The following is a 13,268-nucleotide window of genomic DNA, read 5'->3' as shown; positions in this document are numbered from 1 at the left end:
GCCCGATCCGTCTCTCTAACGTTTGCCCGAAACGTTGGCGTCGAGTGCCTTCTCGCGGGCTGGAGGTGATCATGTCTCTGACCAAAGCAGCCCTTCGGGAGAAAGAGGGAGCCACTTTTCGCATGTGGCTCTCCGTGCTCACTGTATCGCTGGGTATTTTTTCGATGATAACTGCGGAGCAACTCCCTGTGGGGCTGATTCCGGCAATTTCTTCCGAGTTGAATGTCTCTATTGGGAGTGGCGGTCTCACGGTGACGATACCCGGCGTAATTGCGGCGTTCGCTTCTATCGGTTTGCCGTTGGCAGTGGGGAGGCTCGACCGGCGTATTCTGATGGCGGGCCTGCTCGCGGTAATGGCTGCAGCGAGCGTGATTTCAGCGCTCGCAACGAACTTTCCCGTTCTGCTCGCGTCCAGGCTGCTCGTCGGGATCACCATCGGTGGCTTTTGGGCGATAGCCGGGAGCATCGCAGTACGCCTTGTTCCTGGACCGTCCGTGCCGCGCGCCATGACTATTGTCTTCGGCGGTGTAAGTGCCGCTGCGGTGCTGGGCGTGCCGGCCGGCACGATCATCGGTGATCTAGTCGGCTGGCGCGGCGCGTTCTGGTCTCTCGCCGGCCTGAGCTTTGCCACACTGCTCGCCGCCCTGCTTGTGCTTCCGAAGCTGGAGGCGGCGCAGCCTGTGGAGGTGAAAGCCCTGCGTGCGCAATTGCGCAATCCCGCCCTTCTGGCGGGCGTGGTTGCGACCGCACTGCTGGTGGCTGCCCACTACGGTGCCTACACTTTCGTGAGCCCGGTGTTGCTGGAGGTCTCGGGCGTCACTGCAGGGAGCATAGGCTGGCTACTGTTGGGGTATGGCATTCTCGGAATGATTGGCAACGCCGTCGCAGGCGTCTGGGCCGCAAAATCCGTCGGTCGCACATTGGCCTGCGTCGTCATTGGGCTCGGGGCCACGCTGGCTCTTTTCCCGTTGCTCGGGGTCACGCCGCTCACAGGAACCATCCTGCTGCTGGTGTGGGGCTTCGCGTATGGCGCGGCGCCCATTACGCTGCAGACGTGGGTGCTGAGTGCAGCATCAGAAAGCGCGGAGACCGCGACGGCCATCTACTGCTTCACTTTCAATCTTGCCATCTCCGTGGGTACCCTAGCGACCAGTCAGATCGTCGACACGATGGGCGTGAACAGGGTCCTCTGGGTCGATTCCGCCATTATCCTGCTGGTGCTGCTGCCGGTGTGCCGCGCACCCATGCTTAACCGGAACATCGGAAACTCGTAGACAGCAAGCCATCCTGTGCCGCCCATCTGGCAATGATGTGATAGGTTGAAGTAGATCTTCGTTTCCTCTGTCTTGAAAGTCACGCGCGTCACATCAAACGCGGGTTCCGCCGCACCGTGCGGGTGCCGATGCTTTGCGCCCCCGGAGGACAACTGGCTATTTGAAAAAGGACTTGATCCCCTCGTCGATATGTGTGCTGATATGAGATCGATCTCATGCCGCGCTCTCAATTGCTATTTCTCTACGGGAGCGCGCTCTGGGAAGCATATGTCTGAATGACCATGAAGAGGGAGGTTCAAGTGAGGAAATTGATCGCGTGGCTGGGCTTGGCCACTACCACGCTCGCGTTCGCGTCTGCGGCGTCGGCGGGTGAAACCATCGACCGGGTTACCTCGAAGAAGGCAATGGTGGTCGCCACAAACAGCGGTTGGCCGCCGCAGAGTTTCCTCGACGACAGCAATCAATTGGTCGGCTTCGATATCGACGTCTCGAAGGAGATCGCAAGGCGCCTCGGTGTGGAGGTCAGTTTCGACACGCCGGACTGGGCGACGATGACGGGCGGCCATTGGCAGGGACGCTACGATCTGGGTGTCGGCTCGGTGACGCCGACCAAAGCGCGGGCCAAGGTGATCGATTTCGAAGGCATCTATTATTATAGCCCCTACGTTTACGTGGTTCACAAGGACAGCCCGGCCAAATCGGTCGCCGACCTGAACGGTAAGATCATCGGCGTCGAGACCGCCACCACGTCGGAGGATTTCATCCGTAGACAACTCGAGATCGATGCTCCCGGCCTGCCGCCCATCGAATACAAGCTGGAGCCCGGTGAGATCAGGACTTTCGCTGACTCAATGCTGCCGTTCGACGATTTGAGGCTCGGCGACGGCGTGCGCCTCAACGCGGTCATCGCACCAGAACAGACGGCTCAGAACGCGATAAAGAACGGCTACCCGTTGCGTGTCCTGGAAGGCGGCTATGCCTTCCGTGAGCCACTGGTGGTGATCGCGGAAAAAGGTGATGCCGAGTGGAATGCCAAGATCGGCGGCATTCTCGACGAGATGAAGAAGGACGGTACCCTCGCGAAACTGACCACCAAGTGGTACGGCAAGGATTACAGCTCTGACTGAGAGGCATCGTGGATAAAGCTTGAGCGGGGTGCATTCAATTGAACATCCCGCTCCATCTGTTTTGGTTCAGCCGCATTTCCACGACACCGGGCGGCTCCGCCTGCCTGCAAAATGCTCTAGTGCCGCCACCTCATCATATTGATCATGACATGTCCTGACACCTATTACCGACGCACGCTTGCCGACAACACCATCAGACCGCCGCTGAGCGGCGTTTCCGAGTGCGAGACTGTCGTTGTCGGCGGCGGACTGGCCGGCCTGACGACGGCGTTGCAGCTGGCTCGCGCCGGCCAGCAGGTCGTCGTGCTTGAGGCGCAGCGGATAGGATTCGGCGCTTCCGGTCGCAATGGCGGCTTCGTCAATCCCGGTTTCGCCACCGGCACCGACAACATCGCCGCGATGGCCGGCGTCGACGCGGCACAAAAACTGCACCGCCTGTCCATCGAAGGCGTCGACTTCGTGCGGCAGACGATCCGCGATCTCGACATCAAGGCGGCAGAGCCGCGCTCCGGTATATTGAGCGTGCTTCGCCACGATGGTGGCGCCGCGCTCAAGGCATATGCCGAGCAACTGGCGCGGGATTTCGACTATCGGCTCGACTATCTCGATCGCGACCAGGTGCGAGCGGTGCTGCATTCGGATCGCTACCACCAAGGCCTGCGCGATCCCAGCGCCTTCCACATGCATCCGCTTAACTATCTGCGCGCCGTTGCTGGCGAGATCGAGCGGCTGGGCGGCAGGATATACGAGAGAACGGCTGCCGTTGAAGCCAACCTTGACGGCGCCGAAAAGATCTTGCGTACCGACAGCGGCGAAGTGCGCGCCCGCCAGGCCGTAGTTGCCACCGGCGGATATACGGGGCCACTGGTCAGTCGGCTGCAGCGGGCATTCCTGCCGATCGCCACTTACGTTATGGTGAGCGAGGAGGCGCCTGACCTCATCGCCAAGGCGATTACGACGACCGACGCCGTCGGCGATAACCGTCGCGCAGGCGATTATTACCGTGTTGTCGAAGACGGCAGGCGGCTGCTCTGGGGAGGGCGCATCACCACCCGGGCAGCCTCATCGGGCGTGTTGGCGAGGCAATTGCGCCGTGAGATGGTCACCACTTATCCGCAGCTCGAACACCTCAAGACCGAACTCGCCTGGTCCGGGCTCATGTCTTATGCCCGGCACATGATGCCCCAAATAGGCCCGTTGCAGCCGGGCGTCTGGTACCTCACGGCTTTTGGTGGCCATGGCATCAACACCACGGCGATCGCCGGCAAGTTGATCGCCGAAGCCATACTGGGACAATCGGACCACTACCGGCTGTTCGCACCATTCGGCCTTGCCTGGGCGGGCGGCCCGGCTGGACTTGCGGTTGCGCAACTCACCTACTGGAAGCTGCAGGCGCAGGATTGGTGGCGCGAGCGGGCCCGCTGACCGCAGGGAGATCGAAGACGTGATCGGCCGACTATTGCTCAACCACCCGGACGCGGCGCGCCGTGTTGGCGTGTTCTTCGTGCTCGCCGCCATCGCCGCCGGCCTGTATGGGCTCGGCATCAAAGCCAGTTGGCTCGGCAAGCTCGTTCCGTGGTCCGTCGAGTGGCTCGCCGCCAACCCGGACGTCGGGCGGGCGGTCTCGGCGGTGCTGATCGCATTGATCTTGGTGGCGAACTGGAACGCGCTGCGGTATCTCAGCCGCAAACAGCAGATTGTGGCAGTCTGGATAGAGCTGTTCGTGTTGCTAATGTTGTTTTTCTATTCCTTCGACTTGTCCTTCGCGTTCATCGCCAAGAAGATCGGCTTCCTCGTCTCGAAGGGTGTGGTGACGACCCTCTACATTTCGGCCATTTCGATCGCCATCGCCACCCTCATCGCCTTCGTTGGCGCCATCGCCAAACTTTCCCGCAACGGCGTGGTCTATGGCTTGGCGACCTTCTATACCTCTCTGTTTCGTGGCTTGCCGTTGCTGATGCAGATCTACATCATCTATCTCGGCCTGCCGCAGATTGGCTACGTGATCGGCGCCGTGCCGGCCGGTATCATGGCGCTGTCGCTCTGCTACGGCGCGTACATGACCGAGATCTTCCGGGCCGGCATCGAAAGCATCTCGCGCGGCCAGACCGAGGGTGCTACGGCACTCGGCCTTAGCGCTAACCAGACGATGTTCCTGGTCATCCTGCCGCAGGCGATGCGGGTCATCGTGCCGCCGACCGGCAACCAGTTCATTGCGATGCTGAAGGATTCTTCGCTGGTCTCGGTGGTCGGGGTCTGGGAGATCATGTATCTCGCACGCACGCAGGGCCAGACCGAATTCCGCCACATCGAGATGCTCATCACCGCCTCGATGATCTATTGGCTGCTCTCGATGGGGCTCGAGTTCCTGCAGTCGCGGATCGAAGACCGGTTCGGGCGCTCACTCAAGCGCTGATCGTCATCCGTGATTTTCGCCAAAGCGAGTTGCACAGCACCGCAACAGCCAGCTTCGGAGAGCAGCTGCAGATTGTACGCGACAGCATGCCGTTCGGCGACGTCGTGAGGGGTGAATCAACCCGGTATTTCATCGGCTTAGCCCGATCGGAGGGCAGAATAGAGCAAGTGCTGGACGAGCATGTTCGTTGGCCGACCGCCCGGCAACTACGACCGATTGCTGGATTTCACCCGCGCCAACAAATCGATAAAATCAACGACCTTAACATGTCCTCCGGGCCAACCATTATCGCTATGTATCGATGGTAGCCGAGTTCGCCACGTGGTTCGCCAATAGGTTTGTCAGGCAGTGGTTTGCGTTACCAGCCGCACGACTCGGTCCATGCCCTGCACAGCCAAACGCACCGGCGAGGCTTCCGGGAATGAAGCTCGGCATGGTGTTTCGTTCCTTTGAAGTGGGCGTGTTTGGGGGAAGACCGTAGTCGGCGTGTTCGCGCCCGGTGGAATTTTCGAAGAGTTGTTTCCAACGGCGGGAACGAACCAAACTTCCATGCATTTAGCTCTGGCTTCGTTCATTCACTCTTTCTTCTGGGAGCTGGACCATTGTCATCCGGAGGCTATCTCTTGGCCGACCAACAAACCAATGACGTTTCCATCGTTGATCTGATACCTGCCCTGCGGGCTTTCGCGCGCACCTTCTGCCGCGTTCCAGACGATGCCGACGATCTGGTGCAGGAAACGTTGACCAAAGGGCTCGCCAACATCGACAAGTTCGAACCTGGTACACGCATGAAGTCGTGGCTCTTCACCATCATGCGCAACACCTACTACACCCGGATCAAGATCGCTGCACGGGAAGCGCCAGGCCTTCTCGACTGCGCGTCTTCGAGACCGATTTCGGAAGCTACCCAGGAATGGACCGTTCAGAGCAAGGAAGTTCACGGCGCCATCCAAAAGCTGCCCGAACATCAGCGCGAGGTGCTGATGCTGATCGGCGTTTTAGGAGTGGGCTACGAGGAAACCGCCGAAATCTGCGGCTGCGCGGTAGGGACGGTCAAGAGCCGGCTGAACCGTGCCCGCGCCAACATCCTTGAGCTACTCGGGGAGAGCTCGTTGCAGACATTGATAGAAAGGCGAAATCAGCTGTCGGATGGTCAGCTCGATATAGAGGTCGACAGCCGCAGATAATCAGCTCTTCACGTCTCGCCGACGCTTCTCGACGAGAGCATTTTGCAATTGGATCGCCAGCTTGGATAGGCGGTCTGGTATCTTTTCCTGCTCTATGGCGGCCAGCAGGGAAGCAATCTCCTGATCCACTGCCATCTCGACAAGCAGATCCGTGGTATCGTCGCTCGAATGAGACATCACGTTCTCTTGATAGCATCCCTAGATCCAAGTCTGATGATGAGCGCTCGGCACTACAAGGCGTTGTCGACCGCCGAGAGGCTCACCGGCGGCCCTTGCACAGTTTTCCTCCGTGCCGCGGCAAGACGCGGCGCGGTGGCGTCAGTCCTTCAGCAACCGGTTTGCGGCGTGATCCTGAAATTGATCGGACTTGATTCGATTGCCGTCCAGCCCGCGCTCTCGGCCATGTTGCTTCCTGTCGCGGTTGGACAAAACCGCGTTTTCTTCGATCTTGTCCTTGTCCAAGGTGGTCATTGCGCCGGCGCCGGCACCTTTGCCTTGGCTGCCTTGGCCGAAATGCTTTTTGCCGCCGGATGCCATGATCTCCTCCTTCGAATCCAGGACACCGATCGGTGCCGACGCCCGAACCGGCATCGCGCTGTAATGTTCCGTCTCACCCAGCAAGCAGGAAGGCGTCGCCATCCCATGACCCAAACGGCTTCTCGCCGTCGATGACGACCCGCAATTGGTGAGCTTGCGCAAGACGGCCGATGTCGGCCCGGTCCAAAGAAAGCGATCCGCGATAAGAATAGTTGAGCAATGCGAGCCGGCCCGGCCGTTTGAGAACGCGCGCAATTTCATCGAAAAGCCGCTCAGCCATGCCGGCCAGGACCAGGTAGGGAAAGCTGTCGACCGCCAACACGCAATCGAAACTGTCGTCGTCGAAGTCGGCCAGATCGAGACCGGAGGTTTGGCGCAGTTCGACATTGCCGAGCGCTGCGCATTGCTCGGAGGCGACAGAGATCATCCGCGATGATATGTCGATGCCGACCATCCGCTTGAAGGAATTGGACAGCGCGCGCTCGAAACGTCCGATGCCGCAACCGATGTCGAGAATGTCTCGTTCAATTCCGGTGAATTCTCGCGCCTCGAGCCATTCAACGATTTCGTCGGTCATGGCTGTCAGCCGCTCGTCATCGCCAAGGGATCCTAACTGGACACTTGCGGCTGTCGAAATTGCTGCCGCGGCATCAAAACTCGAGGCCAGCCGCGTGACGACGGCAATATCCGTCTCGCCGTTACCGCGTTCATGCCGAACGGCGCCGCCTGTCGCTCGCAAAGTGGCAAGGACGCCCGGTCTGTGGCGCAGCAGTCCAGCGACCTTTCGCAGTCTTTCAGCATCGCCGGTATCCGCCGGACGGACTTTCAGCACGAACTCCGCCAATTCCGCCGCTTCAATTGTGGGCGGCAGGTGAAGCGCCAGCCTGACGAGAACAGCTTCGGCGCAGGCACCATCGGCCATGCAATCTTCGACCGCCCGTCTGACCGATGTCCGGCGCTGCGCGTGCACACTCATGACATCAACTCCGCGTCCAGATCCTCCGCATCGTCCACCTGTCGACGGCGCCCCAGCCATATTTGTAGGCCTCCTGGCCGCGCAGGAAGTCGAACTCGCGCGCATCCTCGCGGATCGACTCCGCGATCGCGTGGCCGATCAGGATCGCCCCTGGGCTCTCCTCGGCATATGCAGGATCTAGGCCGCCGAGATAGGCATAGGCGCGGCCGCGGTGGTGAAATCCGTAATAGGCGGCGACAGTCGTGCCATCGATCGCGAGCAACCAGCATCGGACCAGGCCGTGAGCATCGAGCAAGGGAAGTGAAAGCCCATGGAAGTGCTGCACGGCGGGGTCGGCCAATACACCACCTCCATGTCCAACCCAGCGTGCATGGTGCAGGCGGATCAATTGGTTCAGGAAGTTCTGATCGCCCCGGGCTGACGCCAACGCGAGCCGGCCGCGTCTGGACGCCGCTTGGCGCGCCCGGCGCAACTGGCGCCTGCGCCGAGCGGGAACGCAGCCGGCCAACGTGTCGTCGCCGGCAACAGCAAGCACGGGGCAGGCTGCATGAATTACCGGCCTCTCGACCGTTAAACCGGGATGCGCGATCGTAAGACCGGCACTGTTTTGCGGCAGATCAGACAATATCCATTGTGACCACCCGACCGAGCAGATCGTTTCGGCAATTGTGGACACGACCGCCGCCTCGATATCCCGGACAGCCAGGATGTCCAGATAATCGCTGAGCGAAATACCGACCGGAAGCAGCTTCGAACCGGCCGTTCCATGCTCGAGATAGAGTGGCGCCAGCCCGACCAGATCGCCGCCACGCCAGACCGCGACTGTCGCCAGTTCACCGGGTGCGAATGCGCGCCACCATGGCACCAGCCAGGCGGGGGATTGGAACGGCGTCGCACAGGAACTCTGCTCCCACAGTTTCCACCAGTGCGGCGTCAAGGCATCGAATTTTACGGGGTCATCGATGATTTCACTGCGCAACACTGCTTTTCTCACGGTGCCGCAGCGAAGCGCCGGCAATCTGTGCCAAGTTGTGCCAGCGCCTGATAGGCAGCCATATACGACGAGATCATCCGTTCCAGCGAAAACCGCCGTCGCGCCTCCACCCGGCACGCCTCGGCGTCCAGGCTGGGCGCCGCAAGAATGGCTTGGGCCATCTCGTCGACTGTATTGACGAGAAAGCCCGTCCTGCCGTGCTCGATTACATCCGCAAGCGCACCATTCGGGAATGCGACCACCGGGGTACCGCAGGCGAGGGCCTCCATGGCGACAAGCGAGCTTGTCTCGGCGGCGAGGCTTGGAATGACCAGACAGCGGGCTGCGTTGAGAAAGCGCCTCTTGGCGTTAAAACCGAGCGGGCCCAAGAAGCTGCGGCGAGCATCAAGACGGGATTGGACCTCGTCGCGAAAGTAGCGCGTATGTGTTTCGTAGGGGTAGACCTTGCCGCCGATGACCAGGGGCACGCCCGCCTGTTTGGCCGCGTCCAGGGCCAGGTGAATGCCCTTTTCCGGGCAGACCCGGCTGAGAACCAGGGCAAAGTCTCGCTTCGGCTGCACCAGGCTCAGTGCTTCGATGTCAACGCCGTTGGGAATCGGCGCCACCAGTCTGGCCCCTGGTGGCGCCGTTTGCTGCTGGGTGGGCGAGACCGCATGGAGCCACAGGTCGTCGCGCGTCGGTCGCAGAGCCTCGGCCGGATACCAGTCCAAGGGCAGGTGGAGGCTCACCAGGGTCGGACCATCGTCGGGCAGATAGGCATGAAAATCGATGCCGTGCAGATGAACCACATCGATCGGCCATCGGGCGCGGGCAGCGGCGATCGCTTTGCGATGAGCCTGCTGCGCGCGGCTCTTCGCCGCCTCGTCGAGCACGCCGTTTTCAGCCGGTATTTCCACAAGGGTACCGCTCGCGCTGGAGCCGCGGCAGCCAATGACGATAGAGCGGTGGCCGGCGCGAACCAGCGCCCGATCGAGCATCGACAGAACCTGTTCGGCACCGCCGACAGCATCGGGTCCGACGGGTGCGAGAGGGTAGGCGACATTGAGGACAGTGAGCGCCGCGGCTGGTTGGGCCTCGGTCCCGTACGCCGCACCACCTGTCGATGGTGCCGCTAATTCGTCCAATGTGTCGGGCGTCTGATGCATCGGTAGCATGACATTTCACGCTGCCGAGGCCCGCCGCGTCGGGAGCGAATTGGACGCCATGCCGGGCGCATAGCGGCGGATCATGGTTGCGCAGAATTCCGCGAACTCCTCCGGCACCAGTGGCGGGCTGGTGTGGTGGGGCATCATTCCCCGATGCTCCGGTGTAAAACAAAAGGTGACCGTCACGTCGAAATCGGCGAGTGCCTCCATCTGCCGGTCGAACCAGTCCAGCGCGTTCGGTCGGAAGCTGTCTGCCCAGGAAAGCCCCGTGCGCATATTGGTGACGCCCAGCCGCTTCATCCAGGCGACAGCATCGTCCAGCCGGGGGTCCTCGAAATGAAACCACTGCACCAGCCCCATTGCGGGCGAGTAGCGCAGGAACTCCTCCAGCGCTGGTTTTGGCGTGCCGTCCTGGCGCAGCAGCCCCATGTGGAAATGTCGATAGTAAGAAGAGCCCTCCGCCTCGCGATGCCGCGTCGTTGCTTCCCATTCGCGCGGAAGATCGTAGAGGCTGTACCACTGGATACGTGGTGCGTTGCCAATCAGCAACTCGGCGGTGCGCTTGAGCCCCCAGACCTGGATCTCTTCCGCGCCGAAGGTCGATACGCCGACTTCGCTGACCCAGATGGGAAGGTTGGTGACGGTCGCGATCTCGCCGATCTTCTGTGGCCATTCGTGGATCTGCCACAGGTTCCAGTCGAGCGGAAAGCCGTGCACGGCGACGGCATCGACATGGTCCAGCACGCCGAATTCCTTCATGCGGGTGATAAAGCCCGGATCTATCGGCGAGATGCCACCGAGTACTTTCGTCAAAGACGGGTTCTCCGACGCGATTGCGTCAGCCGACAAGATCGCCATCCTGGCAAAGCGGCTCCAATCGGGATCGAGCTCTGGGTCCCAATGCGATTTGTTGTTGGGCTCGTTCCAGATCATGGCGGCTTCAATCATGGAGCTGTCCTTTCGAGGGGTAGATGGCGCCGCCGCCGGCCGGGTCCCCGGCTGCGCGGCAGAAATAGACCTCCTGCTCGGGGTGCAGAACGATCTCGAAACCGGCGCTGCGCAGCATCGCTTCGGTGCAGGCGCGGTTTGGAATCCACCAGTTGGTGGGATCGTCGGCATAGCGGTGCTCGATAAAATGCAGCTTGGGAAACTGCGGCTGGTCGAACAGGTCATGCGTCCAGAAATGATAGTTTTCTTCCAACTCGGGCAGATCCGCGCTGCCGCGCTGCATGGACTGGAAGATCATCAGGTCACGGGCGACATGTTCGCGGATCAGGTCGAGCGCGAGCAAGGGGTGGCGCAAATGGTAAAGCACCCCCATGAACAGCACGACATCGAATGTCTCGCGCAGAGAGCCGACGTCGTAGACCGAAAGCTTCTGGAATTCGATCTCGCAATCGGCAACCTCGGCGGCAAAGCGAGCTTGCGCCAGGTAGGCGTCATCGAAATCGATGCCGAGGACACGGTCAGCACCTCGCCGTTTCATCTCGATGGAGTAGAATCCTGCATTGCAGCCGATATCGAGTACCGCCTTGCCCGTCAGATCAGCGGGAATGGCATTGGCAAATTTGCGCCATTTGATCAGCGGGTAGTTGCCCAGAAAATGGTTGGGAGCGGTTTGGACGCCGGCAAGTTCCATGTTGTGGAACCATGGGCCGAGCGCATCGATGCGGCGGCGGATTTCGGCATGGGAATGCAGCATGGCTCAGGCTCCTTCGCCAGGAACGACGGGTACATGCGACTGCGCGCCGGGCATGATCATGGTGGGCCGGCGGTGCGCGGATGGGGCGTCGTTTTCAAGCAACCGCAGAGCTGTGCGATAGCCGTTGAAAGTGCCGACATCGACATAGTCCGACCCAGCCCTGACACCAAAAGCTGTACCGCCGGCCGAGATATAGGCGTTGACCAAAGTGCCGATATATTCGTCACTGCGCTCGCGCTCACGCCAGAGTGCCGCAAGCTGATGAAGGATATGGCCCGGCATCTTGAACGCACCCCAAACCCAGTTCGTGGCGGCATCCTGTCGCTTGACCTGGATTTCGATCACGCGCTCGTGGACGTCGATGACGACGGCGTCGAAGAATTCCGGCTGATCCACCGGGAAAAGCAGAAATGAGAGCTGATCGTCGGGCAAATGGCGGAAACCGTCCTCGGGAAACCAGATCGTATCGGGAAGGCCGACCAGGACGACCTCGTCGGGCGCGACGAGGGGCGCCGCCCGGAAGATCGCATCGCACAGACCGACGGGGTTCGGCTGCACCACGAAGAGAGCCGCCGCGTCACCGTAGCCGGCGGCGTAGTATTCAAGGATGTCGGATTTGCCCGATCCGATGATGAAGCAAATCTTGTCGACGCCGGCCTGCACCATGCGCCGTACCAGATACTCGCTCACGGCGCAGGGACGCTCGGTCTGTCCATCGATCCGGCTACCGACCGGCAGCAGCTCTTTCGAGAAGCCGAGCGGCTGAATGCGGCTGCCGCGCCCGGCAGCGGGTACGATGCCCAACATCAGACCGCTTCCCTCATCGGTTCGCCGGGAGATCTTTGAAAGGCATCGTTCAGGATGCGATCCAGTTCCGCCGCGCGCCGTGCGGAAGTGTGTTCGCCCAAGACCCGGTCGCGGGCACGCCTTCGAATGCCGTCGAGCTCGCGCTCCGGCAATCGCAATGCGGCGACCACATCATCGGTGTCATGCGCCAACAAGATTTCGCGGCCGGGTTCGAAAAATTCGGCCAGGCCCGGCCATGCATCGGTGACGATGGCAGCCCCACACGCGGCCGCTTCGAAGAGCCGTCCCGACGGGCACCAGCCCTTTTGCGCCATCGCCTCCCGGGTGACGTTCAGTGTCAGGCGAGATGATGAGAAGAAAGCCGGATGGTCGGCTGGCGGAAGATGCCTGACAAAGAAGATGTTGTCGCTCCATGGGAATTCCTGCGGATATTGCGCGCCGCCAATGATGAAACGGTGGTCGGGCAGGCGCGCGGCCGGGCGGACCAGCAGCTTTTCGACGCCGGCCTGGCGATCCGCCGCGTAAGTTCCGAGATAGGACAGATCACCGGCGAATTCGGCCCGCTTCTCTGCCGGCCGGTGTTGGTCGGGATCGACATGCCCATAGAGAGGCACCACGTGACGCGCGCCTAAAACCGACTTAAGCGCCTCGATCGCAGAGCCGCCGGTGTAACTCAAAACGAGGTCGAAATCGGCAAGACCCTCAGGTCCGAAATAGGGCGGACGCTCGCCTTGCTCGATGCGGGCAAGCGTGACCGGAGTGTCGAGATCGTAGAAGACACGCAATCCGCGACCTGTCTGCTGCGCCAGCCGCGAGGCCTCCACGGCGTCGGCACAGTAGGAGGTAACGACGACGACATCCGCTTGCTTCATTGCCCGCTCCGCAACGCGACGGATGTCTTCCCAGTCCGGATAAATGACGACGTTGCCGCCATCGAGCCGATCGAGATCACGCGTCCCGGCATAGTAGGGGGTATCGCGTTCGAAGAAGGTGATGCACCATCCCAGCCGACCCAGGGCGCGGATCAGTCCGCGCCAGAGCGTGGCATGGCCGTTGCCCCATGATGATGTAACGGTGAGACCGAAAATGACCATCTGCATCCG

General features: G+C 61.2%; 14 protein-coding genes. 5 read left to right on the top strand and 9 right to left on the bottom strand.

What is annotated here, in order from left to right; translation table 11 throughout:
- The first annotated feature begins 71 nt into the window (after positions 1–71).
- The 5 genes from NKJ77_RS05790 to NKJ77_RS05770 all read left to right on the top strand — a co-directional run bounded on the left by NKJ77_RS05790 (position 72) and on the right by NKJ77_RS05770 (position 6,004).
- Positions 72–1,274, top strand: a complete 1,203-nt coding sequence (locus NKJ77_RS05790; RefSeq protein ID WP_023830892.1) for an MFS transporter — start codon at positions 72–74, stop codon at positions 1,272–1,274.
- Between the two features lie 299 nt (positions 1,275–1,573).
- Positions 1,574–2,401: a transporter substrate-binding domain-containing protein gene (locus tag NKJ77_RS05785; protein WP_502902087.1), complete on the top strand. Its 828-nt coding sequence runs from the start codon at positions 1,574–1,576 to the stop codon at positions 2,399–2,401.
- A gap of 144 nt (positions 2,402–2,545) precedes the next feature.
- Positions 2,546–3,826, top strand: a complete 1,281-nt coding sequence (locus tag NKJ77_RS05780) for an NAD(P)/FAD-dependent oxidoreductase (RefSeq protein WP_023830891.1) — start codon at positions 2,546–2,548, stop codon at positions 3,824–3,826.
- A gap of 19 nt (positions 3,827–3,845) precedes the next feature.
- On the top strand, positions 3,846–4,817 hold the full coding sequence (locus NKJ77_RS05775; RefSeq protein ID WP_023712239.1) for an amino acid ABC transporter permease: 972 nt from the start codon (positions 3,846–3,848) through the stop codon (positions 4,815–4,817).
- Positions 4,818–5,440: 623 nt separating this feature from the next.
- On the top strand, positions 5,441–6,004 hold the full coding sequence (locus NKJ77_RS05770) for a sigma-70 family RNA polymerase sigma factor (RefSeq protein ID WP_023667968.1): 564 nt from the start codon (positions 5,441–5,443) through the stop codon (positions 6,002–6,004).
- Here the strand turns inward: NKJ77_RS05770 and NKJ77_RS05765 are convergent, their stop codons facing one another.
- The 9 genes from NKJ77_RS05765 to NKJ77_RS05725 all read right to left on the bottom strand — a co-directional run bounded on the left by NKJ77_RS05765 (position 6,005) and on the right by NKJ77_RS05725 (position 13,265).
- The gene (locus NKJ77_RS05765) at positions 6,005–6,181 is read right to left on the bottom strand and encodes a hypothetical protein (protein ID WP_023667969.1); all 177 of its coding nucleotides are present in this window, start codon (positions 6,179–6,181) and stop codon (positions 6,005–6,007) included.
- Positions 6,182–6,322: 141 nt separating this feature from the next.
- Positions 6,323–6,643 (bottom strand): hypothetical protein, encoded by a 321-nt coding sequence (locus tag NKJ77_RS05760; protein ID WP_460222882.1) that lies wholly within the window; start codon positions 6,641–6,643, stop codon positions 6,323–6,325.
- Positions 6,615–7,517, bottom strand: coding sequence for a class I SAM-dependent methyltransferase (locus NKJ77_RS05755; protein ID WP_023830889.1), 903 nt, complete (start codon positions 7,515–7,517; stop codon positions 6,615–6,617). Before NKJ77_RS05755 ends, NKJ77_RS05760 begins: the two co-directional genes overlap by 29 nt.
- 4 nt (positions 7,518–7,521) lie before the next feature.
- Positions 7,522–8,499, bottom strand: a complete 978-nt coding sequence (locus NKJ77_RS05750) for a GNAT family N-acetyltransferase (protein ID WP_245266075.1) — start codon at positions 8,497–8,499, stop codon at positions 7,522–7,524.
- Positions 8,500–8,507: 8 nt separating this feature from the next.
- Entirely contained in the window at positions 8,508–9,665 is a 1,158-nt protein-coding gene (locus tag NKJ77_RS05745; protein ID WP_031202573.1) for a glycosyltransferase, read from the bottom strand.
- 6 nt (positions 9,666–9,671) lie between these two features.
- Positions 9,672–10,604 carry a glycoside hydrolase 5 family protein gene (locus NKJ77_RS05740; protein ID WP_023687790.1) on the bottom strand — a complete coding sequence of 311 codons (933 nt, stop codon included), beginning with the start codon at positions 10,602–10,604 and terminating at the stop codon, positions 9,672–9,674.
- Positions 10,597–11,358, bottom strand: coding sequence for a TIGR04290 family methyltransferase (locus NKJ77_RS05735; protein WP_023681093.1), 762 nt, complete (start codon positions 11,356–11,358; stop codon positions 10,597–10,599). Before NKJ77_RS05735 ends, NKJ77_RS05740 begins: the two co-directional genes overlap by 8 nt.
- Positions 11,359–11,361: 3 nt before the next feature.
- On the bottom strand, positions 11,362–12,165 hold the full coding sequence (locus NKJ77_RS05730; RefSeq protein WP_023830886.1) for a sugar phosphate nucleotidyltransferase: 804 nt from the start codon (positions 12,163–12,165) through the stop codon (positions 11,362–11,364).
- Positions 12,165–13,265 carry a CgeB family protein gene (locus NKJ77_RS05725; RefSeq protein ID WP_023830885.1) on the bottom strand — a complete coding sequence of 367 codons (1,101 nt, stop codon included), beginning with the start codon at positions 13,263–13,265 and terminating at the stop codon, positions 12,165–12,167. Before NKJ77_RS05725 ends, NKJ77_RS05730 begins: the two co-directional genes overlap by 1 nt.
- Positions 13,266–13,268 lie beyond the last annotated feature (3 nt).

The sequence above is a fragment of the Mesorhizobium sp. M0052 genome, assembly GCF_040323255.1.
Taxonomy (GTDB): Bacteria; Pseudomonadota; Alphaproteobacteria; order Rhizobiales; family Rhizobiaceae; genus Mesorhizobium.
Note: the sequence above shows the minus strand (reverse complement) of the source record. Positions and strands in the feature narration are given on the sequence as shown.

Bases quoted from the DNA above. Each gene is read 5' to 3' on its own strand.
- NKJ77_RS05765 (WP_023667969.1), bottom strand. From the start codon at position 6,181: ATGTCTCATTCGAGCGACGATACCACGGATCTGCTTGTCGAGATGGCA.
- NKJ77_RS05755 (WP_023830889.1), bottom strand. From the start codon at position 7,517: ATGAGTGTGCACGCGCAGCGCCGGACATCGGTCAGACGGGCGGTCGAA.
- NKJ77_RS05725 (WP_023830885.1), bottom strand. From the start codon at position 13,265: ATGCAGATGGTCATTTTCGGTCTCACCGTTACATCATCATGGGGCAAC.
- NKJ77_RS05735 (WP_023681093.1), bottom strand. From the start codon at position 11,358: ATGCTGCATTCCCATGCCGAAATCCGCCGCCGCATCGATGCGCTCGGC.
- NKJ77_RS05790 (WP_023830892.1), top strand. From the start codon at position 72: ATGTCTCTGACCAAAGCAGCCCTTCGGGAGAAAGAGGGAGCCACTTTT.
- NKJ77_RS05745 (WP_031202573.1), bottom strand. From the start codon at position 9,665: ATGCTACCGATGCATCAGACGCCCGACACATTGGACGAATTAGCGGCA.
- NKJ77_RS05760 (WP_460222882.1), bottom strand. From the start codon at position 6,643: ATGGCGACGCCTTCCTGCTTGCTGGGTGAGACGGAACATTACAGCGCG.
- NKJ77_RS05780 (WP_023830891.1), top strand. From the start codon at position 2,546: ATGACATGTCCTGACACCTATTACCGACGCACGCTTGCCGACAACACC.
- NKJ77_RS05730 (WP_023830886.1), bottom strand. From the start codon at position 12,165: ATGTTGGGCATCGTACCCGCTGCCGGGCGCGGCAGCCGCATTCAGCCG.
- NKJ77_RS05740 (WP_023687790.1), bottom strand. From the start codon at position 10,604: ATGATTGAAGCCGCCATGATCTGGAACGAGCCCAACAACAAATCGCAT.